General features: G+C 71.5%; 12 protein-coding genes and 1 pseudogene. 4 read left to right on the top strand and 9 right to left on the bottom strand.

Annotation, left to right across the window (positions count from 1 at the left end; all coding sequences use genetic code 11):
* Nucleotides 1-91: pseudogene (locus tag OO62_RS41155) on the top strand (ABC transporter ATP-binding protein); the annotation flags it as partial.
* Nucleotides 92-196: 105 nt separating this feature from the next.
* On the opposite strand, the gene OO62_RS34870 reads toward OO62_RS41155, so the two are convergent.
* The 3 genes from OO62_RS34870 to OO62_RS34880 all read right to left on the bottom strand — a co-directional run bounded on the left by OO62_RS34870 (nt 197) and on the right by OO62_RS34880 (nt 6,951).
* The gene (locus OO62_RS34870; protein ID WP_033271735.1) at nt 197-5,158 is read right to left on the bottom strand and encodes an NAD-glutamate dehydrogenase; all 4,962 of its coding nucleotides are present in this window, start codon (nt 5,156-5,158) and stop codon (nt 197-199) included.
* A gap of 466 nt (nt 5,159-5,624) precedes the next feature.
* The gene (locus tag OO62_RS34875) at nt 5,625-6,296 is read right to left on the bottom strand and encodes an HAD family hydrolase (protein ID WP_033271736.1); all 672 of its coding nucleotides are present in this window, start codon (nt 6,294-6,296) and stop codon (nt 5,625-5,627) included.
* Nucleotides 6,297-6,414: 118 nt separating this feature from the next.
* A complete protein-coding gene (locus OO62_RS34880) occupies nt 6,415-6,951 on the bottom strand; it encodes a DUF6912 family protein (protein WP_033271737.1) in 537 nt (178 codons plus the stop codon).
* A 295-nt stretch (nt 6,952-7,246) separates the two neighbouring features.
* Between OO62_RS34880 and OO62_RS41160 the strand changes: the two genes are divergently transcribed.
* The gene (locus OO62_RS41160; protein ID WP_228332459.1) at nt 7,247-8,110 is read left to right on the top strand and encodes an Rv3235 family protein; all 864 of its coding nucleotides are present in this window, start codon (nt 7,247-7,249) and stop codon (nt 8,108-8,110) included.
* 127 nt (nt 8,111-8,237) lie between these two features.
* Here OO62_RS41160 and secA read toward each other — a convergent pair whose 3' ends face one another.
* Nucleotides 8,238-11,090 carry a preprotein translocase subunit SecA gene (gene secA, locus OO62_RS34890; RefSeq protein WP_033271738.1) on the bottom strand — a complete coding sequence of 951 codons (2,853 nt, stop codon included), beginning with the start codon at nt 11,088-11,090 and terminating at the stop codon, nt 8,238-8,240.
* A 250-nt stretch (nt 11,091-11,340) separates the two neighbouring features.
* Between secA and OO62_RS34895 the strand changes: the two genes are divergently transcribed.
* Entirely contained in the window at nt 11,341-11,943 is a 603-nt protein-coding gene (locus OO62_RS34895; RefSeq protein WP_033271739.1) for a GNAT family N-acetyltransferase, read from the top strand.
* Nucleotides 11,944-12,023: 80 nt separating this feature from the next.
* Nucleotides 12,024-13,229: a winged helix-turn-helix domain-containing protein gene (locus OO62_RS34900; protein ID WP_051733865.1), complete on the top strand. Its 1,206-nt coding sequence runs from the start codon at nt 12,024-12,026 to the stop codon at nt 13,227-13,229.
* A gap of 33 nt (nt 13,230-13,262) precedes the next feature.
* On the opposite strand, the gene OO62_RS34905 is transcribed toward OO62_RS34900, so the two are convergent.
* The 5 genes from OO62_RS34905 to mtrB form a co-directional block, all read right to left on the bottom strand.
* Nucleotides 13,263-14,015, bottom strand: a complete 753-nt coding sequence (locus OO62_RS34905; RefSeq protein WP_033271740.1) for a response regulator — start codon at nt 14,013-14,015, stop codon at nt 13,263-13,265.
* Nucleotides 14,016-14,248: 233 nt separating this feature from the next.
* Nucleotides 14,249-14,932, bottom strand: a complete 684-nt coding sequence (hpf, locus tag OO62_RS34910; RefSeq protein ID WP_033271741.1) for a ribosome hibernation-promoting factor, HPF/YfiA family — start codon at nt 14,930-14,932, stop codon at nt 14,249-14,251.
* Between the two features lie 292 nt (nt 14,933-15,224).
* Nucleotides 15,225-16,022 (bottom strand): ComF family protein, encoded by a 798-nt coding sequence (locus OO62_RS34915; RefSeq protein WP_051733866.1) that lies wholly within the window; start codon nt 16,020-16,022, stop codon nt 15,225-15,227.
* A 377-nt stretch (nt 16,023-16,399) separates the two neighbouring features.
* Entirely contained in the window at nt 16,400-18,151 is a 1,752-nt protein-coding gene (locus OO62_RS34920) for an LpqB family beta-propeller domain-containing protein (protein WP_099870145.1), read from the bottom strand.
* A gap of 121 nt (nt 18,152-18,272) precedes the next feature.
* Entirely contained in the window at nt 18,273-20,426 is a 2,154-nt protein-coding gene (gene mtrB / locus OO62_RS34925; protein WP_033271743.1) for an MtrAB system histidine kinase MtrB, read from the bottom strand.

Below are 20,426 nucleotides of genomic sequence, written 5' to 3' on the forward strand. Positions count from 1 at the left end.
CCGGGTGCTGTGGCTGGAACGCGGCGAACTGCTGATGGACGGCCCCACCGACGAGGTCATCAAGGCGTACGAGAAGGAGACGGGCAAGTAGCCCCTCCCCCGCGGGTGGCCCGGTAGAGCCCGGCGCCGGGGGCGCGCGACAACGGGGACGGCCCCGGAAGCATGGCTTCCGGGGCCGTCCTTCGTGTGGCGCGGGTCAGCTGTGCGACCGCAGCAGCGTCCGCATGGTCCGCATGGCGACGGAGAGGTTCGCGAGGTCGAAGCCGTCCGAACCGTGGATCTCCTCCAGCGTCGCCCGGGCCCGGCTCAGGATCGCCGCGTTGGCCTCTTCCCATGCCTTGAACCGCTGCTCCGGCGTCGAGGAGCCGTTGCCCACCGACAGCACCTCCGCGGTCAGCGCGGCGTGCGCCGCGAAGAGGTCCTCGCGGATCGAGGCGCGGGCCATCGACTGCCAGCGGTCGTTGCGCGGCAGCTCCAGGATGCGGTCGAGGAGCTGGTTGATCCGCAGCCGGTCACCCAGGTCGTAGTAGACCTCGGCGACCTCCAGCGGCTCCTTGCCCATGCGGTCCGCGACGGCGACGATGTCCAGCGCCGGGAACGCCGAGGAGAAGCCGGACACCTGGACGGCCAGCGGCTCGGGCACGCCCGCGCCGGTGAGCTCCTCCAGGATCGTCTGGAACCACTCCAGGTCGCTGCCCTGCAGCAGCTTCGGCAGCTGCGACCAGACCTGCCCGACCCGCTCGGCGAAGAAGTCGATGGTCTCCGACAGCTCCAGCGGCTGCGGGCGGTTGTTGAGCAGCCAGCGCGTGCCGCGCTCGACGAGCCGGCGCGAGTGCAGCCGGATCCGGGTCTGGACGTCGGCGGCGACGATGTTGTCGAGCGCCTCGACGTCGTCCCACACCTGGTTGAGACCGAAGATCGTGCGGGCCGCGGTGTGCGCCCTGACGACCTCTTCGAGGGAGGCTCCGGTCTCCTCCCGCATGCGGTGCAGGAAGCTCGTCCCGCCGGTGTTGACGGTGTCGTTGACCAGCACCGTCGTGATGATCTCGCGGCGCAGCGCGTGCCCGTCGACCTGCTCGGCGAAGCGGTCGTGGAGCGCCGACGGGAAGTAGGCGTGCAGCAGCCGTTCGAGGTAGCGGTCGTCCGGCAGCTGGGTCTGGATCAGCGCCTCGGACACGGTGATCTTGGTGTACGCCAGGAGCACCGCGGTCTCGGGCTGGGTCAGGCCGCGGCCGGCGTTCAGCCGTTCCCGGATCTGCCGGTCGGTGGGCAGGAACTCCAGCGCCCGGTCGAGGTCGCCGTCGCGCACCAGGCGGCGCATGAAGCGCTGCTGGGCGTGGAGCATGCTGGAGGACTGGGCCTGCGCCAGGGCCAGTGCGGTGTTCTGCGCGTAGTTGTTGCGCAGGACCAGCGCGCCGACCTCGTCGGTCATCTCGGCCAGCAGCTTGTTGCGCTGCTTGACGGTCATGTCGCCGTTGGCCACCACGGAGTTGAGCAGGATCTTGATGTTCACCTCGTGGTCGGAGGTGTCCACACCGGCGCTGTTGTCGATCGCGTCGGTGTTCATCTTCCCGCCGGCCATGGCGAACTCGATCCGGCCCAGCTGGGTCAGGCCGAGGTTGCCGCCCTCGCCGACGACCTTGACCCGCAGGTCCTCGCCGTTGACCCGGATGGCGTCGTTGGCCTTGTCGCCCACGTCGGCGTGCGACTCCGCCGAGGACTTCACGTACGTGCCGATGCCGCCGTTCCACAGCAGGTCGACGGGGGCCTTGAGGATGGCCCGCATCAGGTCGGCGGGGGTCATCTTCTTCACCCCGCCCTCGATGCCGAGGGCGGCCCGCACCTGCGCGTTGATCGGGATGGACTTGGCCGAGCGCGGGTGGATGCCGCCGCCCTGCGAGAGCAGCTCGGTGTTGTAGTCCGCCCAGGACGAGCGGGGCAGCTCGAACAGCCGGCGGCGCTCGGCGTAGGAGGTGGCCGCGTCCGGGTTGGGGTCGATGAAGATGTGCCGGTGGTCGAAGGCGGCGACCAGGCGGATGTGCTCGCTGAGCAGCATGCCGTTGCCGAAGACGTCGCCGGACATGTCGCCGACGCCGACGACCGTGAAGTCCTCGGTCTGGGTGTCGTGCCCCAGCTCGCGGAAGTGCCGCTTGACCGATTCCCAGGCGCCGCGGGCGGTGATGCCCATGCCCTTGTGGTCGTAGCCGGCGCTGCCGCCGGAGGCGAAGGCGTCACCGAGCCAGAAGCCGTACGACTCGGCGACCTGGTTGGCGATGTCCGAGAACGTCGCGGTGCCCTTGTCGGCGGCGACGACCAGGTAGGTGTCGTCCTCGTCGTGGCGGACGACGTTCTTCGGGGGGACGACCTCGCCGCCGACGAGGTTGTCGGTGATGTCCAGCAGACCCGAGATGAAGGTCTTGTACGAGGCGATGCCCTCGGCGAGCCAGGCGTCGCGGTCCAGCGACGGGTCCGGCAGCTGCTTGCCGACGAAGCCGCCCTTGGCGCCGACCGGCACGATGACGGTGTTCTTGACCATCTGCGCCTTGACCAGGCCGAGGATCTCCGTACGGAAGTCCTCCCGGCGGTCCGACCAGCGCAGACCGCCGCGCGCGACCTTGCCGAAGCGCAGGTGGACGCCCTCGACGCGGGGCGAGTACACCCAGATCTCGTACGCCGGGCGGGGCGCCGGCAGGTCGGGGATGGCCTGCGGGTCGAGCTTGAGGGACAGGTAGCTGTGCGGCTCGCCGTTGTCGGCCCGCTGGTAGTGGTTGGTGCGCAGGGTCGCCTTGATGACGGTGAGGAAGGCCCGCAGGATCCGGTCCTCGTCGAGGGACGCGACCTGGTCCAGGGCGCCGTCCAGCTCCTCCAGCAGCCCGTCCGTCAGCTCGGTGCCCGCGCTCTGGCGCTCGGGGGACATCCGGGCCTCGAACAGCGAGACCAGCAGCCGGGTGGTGTGGACGTTGTTGGAGAGGGTGTCCTCCATGTACGTCTGGCTGAACGTCGACCCGGCCTGCCGCAGGTACTTGGCGTAGGCCCGCAGCACCATCGCCTGGCGCCAGTTGAGGCCGGCCCGCAGCACCAGAGTGTTGAAGTTGTCGCTCTCGGCGGCGCCGGTCCACACGGCCGTGAAGGCTTCCTGGAACCGTTCGCGGGCGTCGTCGCCCTTGACCTGCTCCGGCATCCGCAGGCCGAAGTCGTAGACCCAGGCGAGGGAGGAGTCGGCGCAGCGCAGCTCGTGCGGCCGCTCGTCGATGACCTCGACGCCCAGCTTGTTCAGGCCGGGCAGCACCCGCGACAGCGAGACCGGCTCGCCCCTGCGGTAGATCTTGAAGCGGCGTTCCCCGGGGGCCGCGCCGACCGGCTCGTAGAGGCTGACCGAGAAGTCCTTGCCGGGCTCCTCGGTGAGCTTCTCCAGGTGCTGGAGGTCGGCGACCGCGCTGCGGGGGCTGTTGTCGGCCTTGTAGCCCTCGGGGAAGGCGTGGCCGTAGCGGCGCAGCAGTTCGGCCGCGCGCTCCTCGCCGACCTCGGCGATCAGCGCCTCGGAGAAGCCGTCGGCCCAGGAGCGGGCGGCCTCGACCAGCCGGCTCTCGATGCGGTCGGCGTCGGCGTCGGTGAGGTCGGGCAGGGTCGCGCCGGGCTCGACGCGGATGACGAAGTGCAGCCGGGAGAGGACCGACTCGGTGTTCCAGGCGGTGAAGTCGACGCTGGTGCCGCCCAGCTCCTCCTTGAGGATGTCGATCAGGCGCAGCCGGACGGCGGTGGTGTAGCGGTCGCGCGGCAGGTAGACCAGCGCGGAGTAGTAGCGGCCGTATTCGTCCTGGCGGAGGAACAGGCGCAGCCGGCGGCGCTCCTGGAGGTACAGCACGCTGGTGGCGATGGACCGCAGCTCGTCGACGGGCGTCTGGAAGAGCTCGTCGCGGGGGTAGGTCTCCAGGATCTGCAGCAGGTCGCGGCCGTCGTGGCTGTCGGGGCTGAAGCCCGCGCCCTCCAGGACCTCGGCGACCTTGCGGCGGATGACCGGCACCCGGCGCACCGACTCGGTGTACGCGGCGGACGAGAACAGGCCCAGGAAGCGCCGCTCCCCGATGACGTTGCCCTGCTCGTCGAACTTCTTGACGCCGACGTAGTCGAGGTACGAGGGGCGGTGGACGGTGGCGCGGCTGTTGGCCTTGGTGAGGATGAGCAGCTTGTGCTCGCGGGCCTTGGCGCGGGCGTCGGCGGGCAGCCGGTTGAAGGACGGCGAGACGGGGTGGCCGGAGTCGCTCTCGCGGTGCGGCGGGTCGGACCGCAGGATGCCCAGTCCGGTGCCCGGGACGGCGGTCAGCACGTCTTCCTGGGTCCCGTCCTCACCGGGCGCGGAGGCCAGCTCGTACTCGCGGTAGCCGAGGAAGGTGAAGTGGTCGTCGGACAGCCACCGGAGCAGCTCCTGGGCCTCCTCGACCTCCATCTCGCGCAGGTCGTCGGCGAGCGGCTCGGAGGACAGTTCGTCGGCGATGCGCAGGGCGGCGCCGCGCATCTTGTCCCAGTCCTCGACGGCCTCGCGCGCGTCGGACAGCACCCGCAGCAGATCGGCGGTGATCTGGTTGAGGTCCTCGCGGTCGGTCTCGCGGTCGGTCTCGACGTGGATCCAGGATTCCGTCACCGCGTCGTGCGGCAGCTCGGCGGCCTTCTTCCGGGCGCCGTTGCCCCGGGCGTCACCGTTGCAGTCGAGGACCTCGATGAGCTTGCCGGTGACGTCACGGCGAACGGTCACCTGCGGGTGGATCACCAGGTGGATGCCGCGGCCCTGGCGGGAGAGCTCGTTGGTGACCGAGTCGACCAGGAACGGCATGTCGTCGGTGACGACCTCGACGACGGAGTGGCTGCTGGTCCAGCCGTTCTCCTCGACGGTCGGCGTGTGCACCCGGACGTTCGCGGTGCCCTGCGGACGCGTCTCCGCGAGCCGGTAGTGCGAGAGCGCGGCGCCGAAGACGTCAACCGGGTCGCGGTCGATCAGGTCCTCGGGGGCGGTGTGCAGGTAGTAGCGCTGGAGGTATCCGGCGAGGGTGTCCGGGTCAAGGCCGCGTACCGGGTGCTTGCCCCCGGCCTGGCTGCTTTCAACGACCCGGGCGGCCCTGGCGAGCAGCTCGGTTTTGGCTTCGTCCAGCTTGGTCTGCATGTCCTCTGGCTCCTGTCGCGCGCCGTTGCGTGACGTTGTGGAAGAACTGTGTGGAAGCCGCACAACGCCGCCGCGACGCGGGGTGTTCTGTCGCTGTCGACGCTATGCCGCGATGGGAGAAGGCCGCTTCGTTATCGACAAACTTTGACAAAGTCGACATGGAGTGTTGGCCGCAACGACCAGCGACCGCCCGGTCACGGTGGTGCCCCGGGCGCACGGCAGGGGCCTCGATGCCCCCGCGGGTTATCGCGCTGATCACGGTGCAAGGCTATCGCTCCCCTCACGGGTGCCGTCATGGGCCGTGTGCGTACAAAACCTCGGTGCGAACTTAGACCTTCTGGACAACGCCGCACCGGGGTGGCGTGTGCCTGCCCCGGGGACGGTCACACGCCGGAGCGCACGACCGAACAGCAGGTCGTGGCGACGGCCGCCGAGCGCCGCGCCACCGGGCCCGCACGAGCCTCCGCTACGCCACGAGGGCGTCCGCCATTTCGACCGCCTCCGCGAGGGTGTCCACCACCGGCACGCCCGGCACCGCGGCGGCCTCCAGGCTGGCGCGGCTGTGCGACCCGCCCGTGTAGAGCACCGCTCGGGCGCCGACGTCCCGGGCGGCGACCGCGTCGTCCGCCGCGTCGCCGATCACGACCGTACGCCCGGGGTCGACCTGCTCCAGCGCCGCCAGGTGCCGCACCATCTGCGCGCTCTTCGTGCCCCCGGACGGCCCGGTACGCCCCTCCACCAGGACGAACCGCGACTCGATCCCGAAGCCGCGGACGAGGGGTATCAGCTCGTCGTGCCCGAACATGCTGAGGATCGACTGGCTGCCGCCGGCCGTCTGCCACGCCTCCAGGAGCAGGTCCACGCCCTCGGCCAGGCCGCAGCGCAGCCGGTGCTCGCTGTAGTGCCGGTGAAACGCCTCGTCCATCATCAGCCACTCCGCCTCCGACGGCAGCCGTCCCATCAGCCGCTCGTAGAACCGCGGAATCGGCACGCAGTAGAGCTCGCGGTACGTCTCCAGAGTGATCGGCGCCAGCCCGATCTCCTCGAAGGCGGAGTTGGTCGCCCCGATGACGGCGTCGATGTCGTGGAAGAGCGTGCCGTTCCAGTCCCAGACGATGTGTGTGGCGTGCTTCTCCATGCGGTTCCCCAGATCGATCCCCGTGCGCTCGACGCGCCCTGCCCCTTGCACAGAACGTACCCGCCGCCACTGACAACGCAGCCTGACCGGCGGCACCGGCCGTGCAGCGGACGGTTCCTCACCCGATCAACGCGGGAATCTCCTGCACGCCGAACCACAGGAGGTCGTGGTCCTCGGCCCCGTCCACGGTGAACTGCGCGTCGTCGTCGCCCAGGTCCGCCGCGCCGAGCGCCGCGGCGGCCGCCGCCACGTCCGGCTCCGCGTCCTCGGCGTCGACGTGCACCGCTGCGGCCTTCGACAGCGGCACCGGCGCGGCGACCCGCACCTCGCCCAGCGCCGACTGGTCGAGCCCGGCGTCCGGGTCGGCCACCGCCGCGCCGTCCGCCACGTCCACGGCCACCACGACGCGGCGCCGCGCGACCTGCGGGTTCCCGGCGAGCATCCGCAGCGACGCCTGGGCCGCGCGGTTGAGCGCCGCGTACTCCAGCTCCTCGATGTCGTCCGAGACGTACCACTCGCGCAGCGCGGGCGTGACCGCGTACGCGGTCAGGGGGCCGGGGCCCAGCTCACCGGGGCCCAGCTCACCGGGGCCCAGCTCACCGTTCTTGTGCGCCTCCGCGAGACCGGAGAGGGTCAGGGGGACATAGACGCGCATGGCAGCCGCTTTCCGCTCGATTGGCTCAACTCTGACGATCGTCCAGCCAGCATACGGGCGCGCGTCCCCCATCGTGCCGCCCCCGGGGCCGTCGCCCCGGCCACCGCCGCCCCCTTCCGCACCCCGTCCCCGCGGCTCAACCACGGCCCCGCGCCACGGACGGGTGAACTCCGCCGCCCCCGCCGTCCGGCCCGTCCGCGCCTTGCCGCCGCAGCGGCGGCGCCGGTACCAAGTTCCCCACCACAAAAGCTACCGCCCAGTAGTTCTGGGTCCGGCACCACGGGGGCGATCACACATGACCGGCGACAACTCGGTACCGGCCGGCGCCACGCGCACCACGACCGGCTCCGACGCCACCACCACCCGGCACGGCACACCGACGCCCATCGCGCCCCCGGCGCAGCCACCCGCGACACGGGCGGCGCTCCCCACGCCCCGGCCCGCTCCGTCCGGCGCCACCGCCGTCCCCCGCCCCCGTACCGGCCCCACGGGCCCCGCGGCGGCACCTCCGGCCCTCCCCCGGCCCCGGCGGTCACCCGGCGCCGGCCGCCGCCCCCTGGGCCCCGCCGGCAGCGGCCCCGGGACCACCGGCCGGGGCCCGGGCGCGGCCGGCAGGGGGCCGGCCGGGCGGGCACCCGGAGCGGCCGGTCGGGTACCCGGAGCGGCCGGGCAGGGACCGGGAGCGGCCGGCCGGGGCCCCACACGCACCGGCCCCCGCCCCGTACGCCCCGCCGGCACCGCGGCCCCCACCACCACCGGCCCCGCGCTCCCGACCGTCGGCGCACAGCGCCGGGCCCGGGAGAGCCGCCCGCACCTGTGGTTCGCGCACCAGCTGGTGCTCACGCTCAGCGGCCAGCGGCCCGTCCACGCCCTGCTGGGGCACGCGCTGCCCGCCGCCTACGACCGGCTGGCGGAGCTGGCCCCGCAGGCGCCGCTGCGCCCCCTCCTCGCACCGGGCCGCCGCGGCCCGGTCCCGGCCCTGCGCGAGTGCGGGCTGTGCCGGCCCCGGCGCGGAGTCATCGAGGCGTTCGCCCGGATCGCCACCGGCGAACGGCTGCGGGCACTCGCCTTCCGGCTGGAGCTGGGCGCCGACTCCCGCTGGCGCTGCGCCGCCCTCGACATCGGCCCGGCCCCGGCCACCCGGCCCTCGGCGCCCTGACCGGCCGCCACGAAGACCCCGCCACCGTGACCGGCGCACGCAAAGGCGCCCCGGCCGTTTCCGGCCGGGGCGCCCCGGGTCGCGCGGCTCCCGGTATCCCTACCGGAGCCGCCTCACCGCTGCTCGCTCACTTCTTGCGGCGACGGCCGCCGCTCTTCTGGGCCTTGCGCCGCTCCGCCCGCGTGAGCCCGTCCGACTCGGACCGGGCCGGGCCGCCGGCCTCCTCGTCGCTGATGAAGTCGCCCTCGACGACGCTGCCGTCACCGTCCACCTTGGGCGCGGTGAAGTGCAGCCGGTCCGGCCGCTGCGGCGCCTCCAGGCCCTTGGCGTGGATCTCCGGGCGTCCGCCGCCGGCCACCGCGACACCGGCCCCGGCCGGCGCCTGCTGGAGCTCCTTGTCCAGCGACGGGGCCTCGGCCACCTCCTGGACGGGGACCTCCTCGACCTGCTGCTCCACCTGGACCTCCAGGTTGAACAGGTAGCCGACGGACTCCTCCTTGATGCCCTCCATCATGGCGGTGAACATGTCGTAGCCCTCGCGCTGGTACTCGACCAGCGGGTCCTTCTGGGCCATCGCGCGCAGGCCGATGCCCTCCTGGAGGTAGTCCATCTCGTAGAGGTGCTCACGCCACTTGCGGTCCAGGACGGACAGCACGACCCGTCGCTCCAGCTCCCGCATGACGTCCGAGCTGAGCTGCTCCTCACGGGCGGCGTACTGCTCGTGGATGTCGTCCTTGACGGCGTCGGCGATGAACTCGGAGGTGAGGCCCGCGCGGTCGCCGGCCTCCTCCTCCAGCTCCTCGATCGTCACCTTGACCGGGTAGAGCTGCTTGAACGCGCCCCACAGGCGGTCCAGGTCCCACTCCTCGGCGAAGCCCTCGACGGTCTCCGCCTGGATGTACGCGTCGATGGTGTCGTCCATGAAGTGCTTGATCTGGTCCTGCAGATCCTCGCCCTCCAGGACGCGCCGGCGCTCGCCGTAGATGACCTCACGCTGGCGGTTGAGCACCTCGTCGTACTTCAGGACGTTCTTGCGCGTCTCGAAGTTCTGCTGCTCGACCTGCGACTGGGCGGAGGCGATCGCCCGGGTCACCATCTTGTTCTCGATCGGGACGTCGTCGGGCACGTTGGCCATCGCCATGACCCGCTCGACCATCTGCGCCTTGAACAGCCGCATCAGGTCGTCGCCCAGGGAGAGGTAGAACCGCGACTCACCGGGGTCGCCCTGACGGCCGGAGCGACCGCGCAGCTGGTTGTCGATCCGGCGCGACTCGTGCCGCTCCGTGCCGAGCACGTACAGCCCGCCGAGCTCCTTGACCTCCTCGAACTCCGCCTTGACCGCGGCCTCGGCACGCTCCAGGGCGGCGGGCAGCGCGGCCGCCCACTCCTCGACGTGCTCGACGGGGTCCAGCCCCATCTGGCGCAGTTCGGCCTCGGCGAGGTCGTCGGGGTTGCCGCCGAGCTTGATGTCCGTACCACGGCCGGCCATGTTCGTGGCGACCGTCACGGCGCCCTTGCGACCGGCCTGCGCGATGATCGGCGCCTCGCGGTCGTGCTGCTTGGCGTTGAGGACCTCGTGCGGCACGCCGCGCTTGTTGAGCTGCTGGGAGAGGTACTCGGACTTCTCCACGGACGTCGTGCCGACCAGGATCGGCTGGCCCTTGCCGTGCTTCTCGACGATGTCCTCGACCACCGCGTCGAACTTCGCGGGCTCGGTGCGGTAGATCAGGTCCGCCTGGTCCTTGCGGACCATCGGGCGGTTCGTCGGGATCGGCACCACGCCGAGCTTGTAGATCTGGTGGAACTCGGCGGCCTCGGTCATGGCCGTACCGGTCATGCCGGAGAGCTTGTCGTAGAGGCGGAAGAAGTTCTGGAGCGTGATCGTGGCGAGCGTCTGGTTCTCGTCCTTGATCTCCACCCCTTCCTTCGCCTCGATGGCCTGGTGCATGCCCTCGTTGTAGCGGCGGCCGGCGAGGATACGGCCGGTGTGCTCGTCGACGATCATGACTTCGCCGTCGATGACGACGTAGTCCTTGTCGTTCTTGAAGAGCTCCTTGGCCTTGATCGCGTTGTTGAGGTAACCGACGAGCGGGGTGTTGACCGACTCGTACAGGTTGTCGATGCCCAGCCAGTCCTCGACCTTGCTGACACCGGACTCGTGGATGCCGACCGTGCGCTTCTTCTCGTCGACGTCGTAGTCGCCGGTCTCCTCGATGCCGCGCTGCGGGTTGGCCGCCTCGCCCCGCTTCAGGCGCTGCACCAACTTGGCGAAGTCGCCGTACCACTTGGTGGCCGAGTCCGCCGGGCCGGAGATGATCAGCGGCGTACGGGCCTCGTCGACGAGGATCGAGTCGACCTCGTCGACGATCGCGAAGTTGTGGCCCCGCTGGACGAGTTCGTCCTGCGACCAGGCCATGTTGTCGCGGAGGTAGTCGAAGCCGAACTCGTTGTTCGTGCCGTAGGTGATGTCGCAGGCGTACTGCTCGCGGCGCTGCGCCGGCGTCATGTCGGCGAGGATGCAACCGACGGACAGGCCCAGGAACTTGTGGACCCGGCCCATCATCTCGGAGTCACGCTCGGCCAGGTAGTCGTTCACCGTGATCAGGTGGACGCCCTTGCCGGACAGCGCGTTCAGATACGCCGGGAGGGTACCCACCAGGGTCTTGCCCTCACCGGTCTTCATCTCGGCCACGTACCCCAGGTGAAGGGCCGCGCCACCCATCAGCTGGACGTCGTAGTGCCGCTGGCCGAGGACGCGCTTGGCGCCCTCACGGACCGTGGCGAACGCTTCGGGCAGCAGGTCGTCGAGGCTCTCGCCGTCCGCGTACCGCTCCTTGTACTCGTCCGTGAGCGCCCGCAGCTCAGCGTCGGAGAGGGCCGCGAAGTCCTCCTCGATGGAGTTGACCTGGCCCGCGATGCGGTGCAGTTTGCGCAGGATCTTTCCTTCGCCTGCACGCATGATCTTCGTCAAGACGGACACTTGGGCTGGTCTCCTTGCCGGTCGGGCCTGCACGGTCGGGTGCGCGGGCGCGGCATTTTTCCAAGGGGCAGGCCCCGCCGCAACGGCCATCGTAAAGGAGGACGCCGCCGGGCCGGGAGGTCCGCCGCCGCGAACCCCGCCATCCCCTCCTCACGGGAAACGCACGAGGCCGCGAGAAGGTGCCGGGCAGGGCCGGGAATCATGCCGAAAACCCGTCGCAACGTCTTCCACAACCTTGCAGACTCAGCTCATGAAGCCCGTCACCCTCACCACCGAGCGCCTCGTGCTGCGCCCCTTCGGACCCGGCGACGCGCCCGCGGTTCACGCCGCCTGCCAGGACCCCGAGATTCCGCGCTGGACGGTCGTCCCCTCGCCGTACAGCCACGAGGAGGCGGAGCGCTTCGTCGGCACGATCGTCCCCGAGGGCTGGCGCGACGACACCTCCTACACCTTCGCGATCCTCTCCCGGGCGGACGACACCCTGGTCGGCGCGATGTCCCTGGTACGCCTCGCCCAGCTGCGCGCCCCCGAGCGTCAGGCCGAGCTGGGCTACTGGACGGCGAAGGAGCAGCGCGGCAAGGGCTACACCGCCGAGGCGGGCCGCGCGGTGCTGCACTGGGCGTTCCACGACCTGGGAGTGGAGCGCCTGGAGTGGCTCGCGGAGGCCGGAAACGAGGGCTCCTGGGGAGTCGCCCGCAAGCTGGGCTTCCAGCGGGAGGGCACCCTGCGCGCCAAGCTGCTGCACGACGGGACCCGCCGGGACTGCTGGATCGGCTCGCTGCTGGCCTCCGACCTGACCGACGCCGGTCTGCCGCTGCCGGACACCACGCCGTATCTGCCCCACCGCGGCTGAGCCGGCCGCACGACCCCTTGGACGGGCCCGGGCCGGCCGGCCCGGGCCCGTTGTCAGTGGCCGCCCCTACGCTGTGCCGCATGACCGCCGTGACGCAGCCACCGTCCCAGCCGAAGCCCGTGACCGGCCTGTCCCGCGACGACGCCCGACGCCTGGCGCTGCGGGCCCAGGGCCTGCTCGGCGCCCCGGACCGCCGGGCCGGCGTGCGCGGCATGCTGCGGCAGCTGGGCGCCGTACAGCTCGACACGATCTCGGTGCTGGCCCGCTCCCACGAGCTGGTCCCCTACGCCCGGCTGGGCGCCGTCGGCCGTCCCGCCGTCGAGGCCGCCTACTGGGCCGACGCGCACAGCTTCGAGTACTGGTCGCACGCCGCCTGCATCCTGCCCATCGAGGAGTGGCCGCATTTCGCCTTCCGCCGCCGCGCCCGGCGCGCCAAGGGCCACCGCTGGCACGTCATGGAGGATTCCGAGCGCTCCTGCGCCGCCGTCCTGGACCGCCTGAAGGCCGACGGCCCGCTGACCACCACCGAGCTGGGCGGCGGGCGGAAGGGCGGCGAGTGGTGGGACTGGTCCGAGACCAAGATCGCGGTGGAGTGGCTGCTGGACACCGGCGAGGTGGTCTGCACCCGGCGGCGCGCCTGGAAGCGGGTCTACGACCTCGCCGAGCGCGCCGTCCCCGAGGAGTTGCTCCACGACGACCTGGACGACGCCGAGTGCCTGCGCCGGCTGGTTGCCCAGGCCGGGGCCGCCCTGGGCGTGGCCACCCGCGCCGACCTGGCCGACTACCACCGCCTCAAGGGCGAGCAGGTCGATGCCGTGATCGCCGACTCCGGGCTGGTCCCGGTCGAGGTAGAGGGCTGGGGAAAGGCCGCCTGGGCCGATCCGGCCGCGCTCGCCGCCGCGCCCCGGGGCCGGCACCGTACGACCCTGCTCTCGCCCTTCGACTCCCTGATCTGGGACCGCCCCCGCACGGAGCGGATCTTCGGGTTCACCCACCGCCTGGAGGCGTACGTCCCCCGGCCCCAGCGGATACACGGCTACTTCGCGATGCCGCTGCTGGCCGGCGGCCGGCTGAGGGGCCGGGTGGACCCGGCCCGTGAGGGCTCCACGCTCGTCGCCCGCCAGGTGTCGATGGACGGCCGGTCGGCCGTCGCCCCGATGGCCCAGGCGCTCCTGGAGGCCGCGACCTGGGTCGGCTGCGACGCCGTGCGCGTGGACCGCTGCGACGACCCCACGCTGGCCGCCGCCCTGCGCACGGAGCTGGACCGGCGGCAGCCGACCGTCTGAGTGACGGCGGCCGGACGCGAGCCGTCCGGCCGCTCAGCGGATCTCGAGGATCTTCTCCCGCATCGCGTACACCACCGCTTCCATCCGGGAGTGCAGTTGCAGCTTCTCGAGGATGTTGCGGACGTGGTTCTTCACCGTGTTCTCGGAGATGAAGAGTTCCTTGGCGATATCGCGGTTGTTCATGCCGGTGGCGACCAGCTTGAGGACCTCCAGCTCACGGTCGGTGAGCCGGGGCGCCGGCACCAGCCGGCGCTCGTCCGTGCGCTGGATCATCGACTTGAACTCCGTCAGGAGCTTCGACGCCATCGACGGGCTGATCTGCGACTGGCCGTCGGCGACGGCACGGATCGCGGTCGCCACCTCGTCGGTGGAGATCTCCTTCAGGAGATAACCGGTGGCGCCGGCCTTGATCGCGTCGTAGAGGTCGGCCTCCTCGTCGCTGATCGTCAGCATGATGATCTTGGCGCTGGGGGCCACCTCCTTGATGGAGGTACACGCTTCGATACCGCCGCGCTTGGGCATCCGGACGTCCATCAGCACGATGTCGGGCAGCAGATCGGCGGCCTTGTCGACCGCCTCCGCGCCGTCCCCCGCCTCACCGACGACCTGGATGTCCTCCTCCTGGGCCAGGACGATCTCCAGGCCACGCCGGAAAAGGGCGTGATCATCCACGACCAGGACCCGGATCGGCTCCTTGCGCGTCACGCTCACGGCCCGGTCGTCGCCCCCGGCACCGCCCTCGCCGTCGTCCGCGTCACCACGCACGGGCCCAAAACTGTCCCCCACTGATCCTCCCCGTCAACTACTCGGCCGAAAGGCCGGAGCTTGAAAATAAGGCTGGTTGACAACAGCCCTCCGCGGCCAGCCCGATCAATGCCATACGACCGTCTCCCCGGCATGTCGCCGTTTCGTGTCCACATACTCCCTGGCTGGCACAAACACTATACGGCTTCAACTCCTGCTATCCCCGGGCACGATGGTGCCCCCGGCGTACGCCGGGGGCACCGAGCGGGTGAGGTTCAGCCACCCAGCGCGCCACCTGCGCCGCCGGGCTCCTCCCTCCCGAACGCATCCGGGTTCAAGTGGATGACGCCGTAGTCGTATGCGTGCCGCCGGTAGACGACACTGGGAAGCTTGGTGTCGGCGTCGACGAAGAGATAGAAGTCGTGTCCCACCAATTCCATCTCGTTGAGCGCCTGGTCGAGCGGCATCGGCGCGGCCGAGTGGGTCTTCTCGCGGACGATCAGCGGTCCTTCGCCCCGGACGTCGAGCGGCCCGACCCTCGTGGTCGGCACCTCCTCGGACTCGGTGGCGAGTTCGCCGTTGGTGTTCAGGCTCGCCGCGTCCGGCACGGCGTCAGCGACCTCGCTCGCCGGAATGCGGCCGTTGCCGCGGCGCGAGAAACGCTTGTCGTGCTGCTTGCGGAGACGCGCCTCCAGCTTGGCGGTGGCCAGGTCCAGCGCGGCGTAGGGGTCCGCCGCGGCCGCCTCGGCCCGGACCACCGGGCCACGGGAGTAGAGCGTGATCTCCACTCGGTCGGAACGGTCGGCCTGCCGCGGGTTGGGCTCCTTGGACACCTCGACGTCCAGGCTGATCACCTTGGCGTCGAGCTTCTGGACTTTGTCCAGCTTCAGCTTCTCGGCCACGTGCTTGCGGAACCGCTCGGGCACCTCGGTCTTGCGGCCCTTGACGACGATGTCCACGCAGAACTCCGTTCCCGGATCACTCCGCCCGGGGGCGGGGCGATTCCTTCTTGCACCAGGCTCCGGTGAGTGCCGAAGCCTCGGACTTGGCGACTTTCACCTCCTCCTCCCCCGTCGACGAGATCTCCATTCCCCCGTTTTCAGGGTCGCTGCAAAAGCCCCTGAACGCATTCATCGCGACATCCGAGGCAAATCATCCGCCAAGTCCTCACAACCGAACATAGCTCTCCAGGAGGGATGTCGGCACCCCCTCGGAGCCCTCGGCTCCGTTCGGGTGATTTTGCCTCCTCAACTACTTGCCGGGGTAGTCATCTGCCGTACGACCTCGCTTTCCCCGTTCGCCGACGGAATCACGTCGAATCGCACCGCCGGCAAAAGCGCCGGGAAAGGCACTGTCCGTCGCCGCCACCACGGCCGCACCCGTCACTCGCCCACCCGCCGCCGTCACCGCCCGGGCCGCCTCGGCGAGCGTGGCACCCGTCGTCACCAGATCGTCCACCAGCACCACTGGCAGCCCCCTCAGCAGCCTCTCGGCCCCGCCCCGCACCACCAGTGCACCCGCCACATTCGCCAGCCGCTGCCGGGCGCTCAGGCCCGCCTGGTCGGCGACGGTGCGACGCTGGCGCAGTACTGCCAGGACCCGGGCCCCCGCCCCCTCCCCCACCCCGTTCCCCGTCCCTCGTCGCAGGTCGGCGGCCGCGGCCAGCGCGATCCGGCGCACCGGATCATGGCCCCGCCCGGCCACGGCTCGCCTGGCCGAAGGCACCGGCACCAGCAGCAACGCCCCGGCTCCCGGCCGCAGACCCCGCACCGCACCGGCCAGCACGGCTCCCAGCGGGGCGGCCAGCCTCAGCGCACCGCGCTCCTTGTGCGCCAGCAGCACCGCTCGCGCCTCGTCGGCGTACGGCACCCCCGCCCACACCCGTGGCAGCCCCGCCGGCTCCGGCCTCGGCCGCACCCGCCGCGCCCCACGCCCGTCCCGCGCCAGTACCCGGCGGCACTCCGCACACAGCTCCGTACGCGGTCGGCCACACCCCGCACAGGCGACCGGCAACACCAGCCCGGCCAGTTCACGCCAAACCCCCTGCATGACTCCACTGTCCCGCCATGCACGCCCGGCCACCACCCCTGTGGATAACTCCGGGAACGCGGAGATCAGCGCCACACGCCGCACGGCACCGTGGAACCCCCGACGACCGGAAACCGCCGTCGACCGGCCCGGCCGCGGAGAGGGAACACCTGTCACGGGCCCGTACGGCAGCTCGGATCCCCGGGGCCACGGCGAGAAACCGTGGCCTGGCCCGGGCGCCGCCCCCGCAATCGGCATCGCCGGCACTGGCCCTGGCACTGGCACGAACTGAAACCGGCCGGCACCGGCACCGATCAAGCACCCGGCCGCCGCACCACTACCGTCCCCACGACACCCAGGTGGCACCCCAGGGGCCCACATGAAGCCGTCGACCCGCCTCACCCCGGATAGACCGGCGCGGTTCCTTCCTTGGCGACGGTCTTCCAGTTCGCGTCCGGAGGCAGCCGCACGATGCCCTCGGTGGCGTCGGCGATCAGCGGCCTGGTTTCGTCCTCCGAGGCCGCGACCGCCTTGACACCGTTGACGCCGGGCAGCGTCTGCGCGTTGGACGCCGAGCCGTCGGTCTCCATGAACTGCATCTGCTGCACCCCGCCGGACTCCCGCCCGACGACCACCAGCCGACTGCCACCCGCCCAGGACGCGGCCACCACGTCCTCCAACTGCGGGGCGATCGGCCGCAGTTCCTGCACCGACAGCATCGGGTGCGCCGAACTGCCGCCCCGCTCGACCCGGCCGAGCTGGAGCGTCGTACGCCCCTTGTCCTCCACCAGGACCGCGATCCGGATCCCGTCCGCGGCCACCTTGATCGCCTTGATCCGCCGTCCGCCGAGCCCCGGGACCGCGACCTCCTCGGGGTCGCCCTTGCCCTCACGCATCCGCAGCAGCCGGGAACCGTGCGCGTCGCGGTCCGCGATCCACAGATCGCCCAGCCCGTCCCAGCTCGGCGCGGTCAGCCCCTCGTCGGGGCTCTTGGCCGAGCCGCCGCTGGTCAGCAGCGGGCCGCCGCGCCCCGTGCCGTCCTCCAGGGCGGCCACATACAGCGACCGGCCGTCGCTGGAGACCCCGGCCGCGGTGTTCTCGGCGCGCGAGATGGCGACGGAGCGCAGCGGGGTCTTGCCCGTGCCGAACGGGCCGCGCACCGGCGTCGGTTCGGTCGCCGTGTCGGACATGGCGACGACCTTGTGGTCGCCGTCGATGAAGTACTCCCTGGCGGGGCGCCCGGCGCGCGGCGAGGGGGTGAAGTCCCGTGCGGCCTGCTCCTGGGACAGCTGGCACAGCGAGTTGCCGCTGTTGTCCTGGAGCTCGACGTCGCTGATCTTCGAAGCGCGGGTCATGTCCTGGACGGTGAAGAAGAGCTGAGCCGCCATCCGCTTGCACTGGGCGGTGTCGGTGTTCACCGCCTCCTTGCTGAGCTTGACCCGCAGCGCGTTGGAGTCGTCCAGCGCGAGATCGTGCGACGCGAGCCGGGTGCCGTGCGGGAACTCCGACGTCGTCACCTGGTTCAGCCAGTCGGTGGGCCCGGACAGCAGCGCCTCCACGCTGGCCGTGATCGGCTTTATCCGCTGCCGCAGATAGACCGGATCCGCGACGAGCACGTTCCGGCTCGCCTTCGGTTCCTCGGACTCCGAGTTGTAGGAGGCGAAGTAGTACTTGTTGACGGAGCGGTAGATGCGCTGGAAGTCGGACAGTCCCAGCACCAGCCCGTTGGGCAGCCGGTCGATGCGCCACTGGCCGCCCTCCTTGATCAGGTGGATCGTCTGGCGGTACGGCTTCTCCTCCGGGGTGTACGCGTGGTTGTCGTCCACCGTCGCCACCTGGCTGCCGGAGAGGGTGACCGTGTAGCCGTTGACGTCCTCGCGGTTGGGCTGGATCTTCGGCTCGGGCTTGGGGCGCTCCTGAAGCACCTTGGTGACCTGGAACGGCCGCCAGGTCCGCTTCGCCGACTTGGCCAGGTACTGGGTGGCCGTCCGGAAGTCCGCCTCGTCGCTGGTCGTCGCGTCGAGGAAGCTGCGCACGATGTTGGTGGGCTGGGCGCCGTCCTGTGGCGGGACGCCGTAGACGCGTACCTGTGAGTCGCCTTCGGAGCGCGGTGACTGGTCGACGGCGGTGACGTCACCGCTGTCGGGCATCGAGGCGCATCCGGCCAGCAGCGCCGCCGCGCAGCCGAACAGCAGCGCCTTCCGCACGGGCCCGGTGGCCTTTTGGGCACGCCTGCGGAGGAGGTGCCCAGGCCCGCGCTCGCTTCCGCGCTCAGTGTCCACGCAGCTCGCCTTCCGCCTCCGCGCCCCGTCCGGGCTCCACGCCGTGCCCGGTGTCCGCGTCCCGCCCGGCCTGCTGCCCGGCCGCGCTCCCGTGGGTCGTCTCTCCGGAGTGCGCACTGTCGTCGCGCGCTGTTCCGTCACCCCGTACGCCCCCGCCCTGCGGCACCACGCGGGCGCCGTTGCCGGGCAGCGCCGCGGGGTCGGCGGCCGGCCGGGTCGCGGTCCGTGACTCCGCGGTGAACGTGTGCCCGCCGTCGGCCTGGGCGGCGCGCGTCTGGACCGGGATCGTGGAGGTCTTGTCGCCGGCGCCGGCCCGCGGCTGGCCCGTCTCGTCCGTTCCGCGGTTGCGTCGGGAATCCTCCGGCTCCAGGGGGATCGGGGATCCGCGCAGCGGCTCGCCGGCCGTCCGGGGCAAGGTCAGCCGGAACTGCGAACCGCCGCCGGGCTCGCCCCACGCCTGCAGCCAGCCGCCGTGCAGCCGGGCGTCCTCGACCGCGATGGACAGGCCGAGGCCCGTGCCTCCGGTCGTACGGGCCCGGGCGGGGTCGGCGCGCCAGAAGCGGTTGAAGACGCGGGTGGCCTCGCCGGGCTTCAGGCCGACGCCGTAGTCCCGCACCGCCACGGCCACCGCGCCGCCGCTGCGGCTGCCCGCGGACGCCAGCCGGACGACCACGTCGCGGCCCTCGCCGTGCTCGACGGCGTTGACCACGAGGTTGCGCAGCACCCGCTCCACGCGGCGCGGGTCGGCCTCGGCGATGACGGGCTGCTCGGCGCCGCGCACCACGATGCGGCTGCCCTTGCGTTCGGCGAGCGGTTCGGCGCCCTCGATGACGCGGTGCACCACGTCCCGCAGGTCGATGGGCTCGGCCTCCAGCGCGGCGGCGCCCGCGTCGAACCGGCTGATCTCCAGCAGCTCGGCGAGCAGCGACTCGAAGCGGTCGAGCTGGCCCCACAGCAGCTCGGCGGAGCGTGCCGTGACGGGGTCGAACTCGTCGCGTGCGTCGTGGATGACGTCGGCCGCCATCCGTACGGTCGTCAGCGGGGTCCGCAGCTCGTGGGAGACGTCCGAGACGAAGCGGCGCTGCATCCGGGACAGCTCTTCCAGCTGCTGGATCTTGACCTGGAGGTTCTGCGCCATCTTGTTGAAGGACTCGCCGAGCCGGGCGATGTCGTCCTCGCCGGTGACCTTCATCCGCTCCTGGAGCAGGCCGGCGGCCAGCCGCTCGGAGATCCCGGCGGCCATCCGTACGGGCGTGACGACCTGCCGCACCACCAGCCAGGCGATCGCGCCGAGCAGGATCACGACGAAGACGCCGGCCGTCGCGAGCGTGCCGGTCACGAGCTTGAGCGATTCCTCTTCCTGGCTGAACGGGAAGAGGTAGTAGAGCTGGTACTGGTTGCTGTTGACGTCGTTGAGGCGCTTGCCGATGATCAGCGCCGGTACGCCGTCGTCCGACCCGATGCGCTTGATCTGGGTGTACTGGCGGAAGGTGCCGGACTTGGTGTCCAGCTTCCGCCGCAGCTCGGCGGGCACGCTCCGCTCGGGGTCGACATCGCCGGAGGCGCGCGGCCCGCGGGTGCCGGGGCTGGAGTCGCCGAACGGCTCGTCGGAGTCGGAGCTGAGCGCCACGACGGAGAAGACGCCCTGACCACCGCTGGCGAGCTGCTCGACGAGGCCGGTCAGCCAGGTCGCGGAGTCCTGGGTGCCGCGGTTCCCGGTGCGGGCGGCGTCGTCGGTGCGGGTGTCGTCGGCGCCGTCGGCCATCTTCTGGGCGACGCCGAAGCCGCCCACGGCCTGGCTCTGCGCGGCCTGCGCCTTGGCCGTGAGCAGGCCGTTACGCACCTGTCCGACGACCACGACACCGAGCAGCAGCACCACGGCGAGCGACATCAGCAGCGTCGTGGCCACCACGCGCAGCTGGATGTTGCGCCGCCACAGGCGCAGGGCGGGCAGCAGGGGTCGCCGCACCCAGCGGCTGAAGAGCCGCAGCAGGGGGTGGACCGGCCCGCTCACCGCGCCGTCGGGCAGCAGCTGGCCACCGCGCAGCAACCAAGCCGACAACTTCCCCGAAAAGGACATATCACCTGCCGGGCCGACGGTGCGTCCCCGCTTTTCCTCCGGGGCCGCACCGTCCCGGGTCAT

It is taken from the genome of Streptomyces lydicus, from assembly GCF_000717345.1.
In the GTDB taxonomy this organism is placed as follows: Bacteria; Actinomycetota; Actinomycetes; order Streptomycetales; family Streptomycetaceae; genus Streptomyces; species Streptomyces lydicus.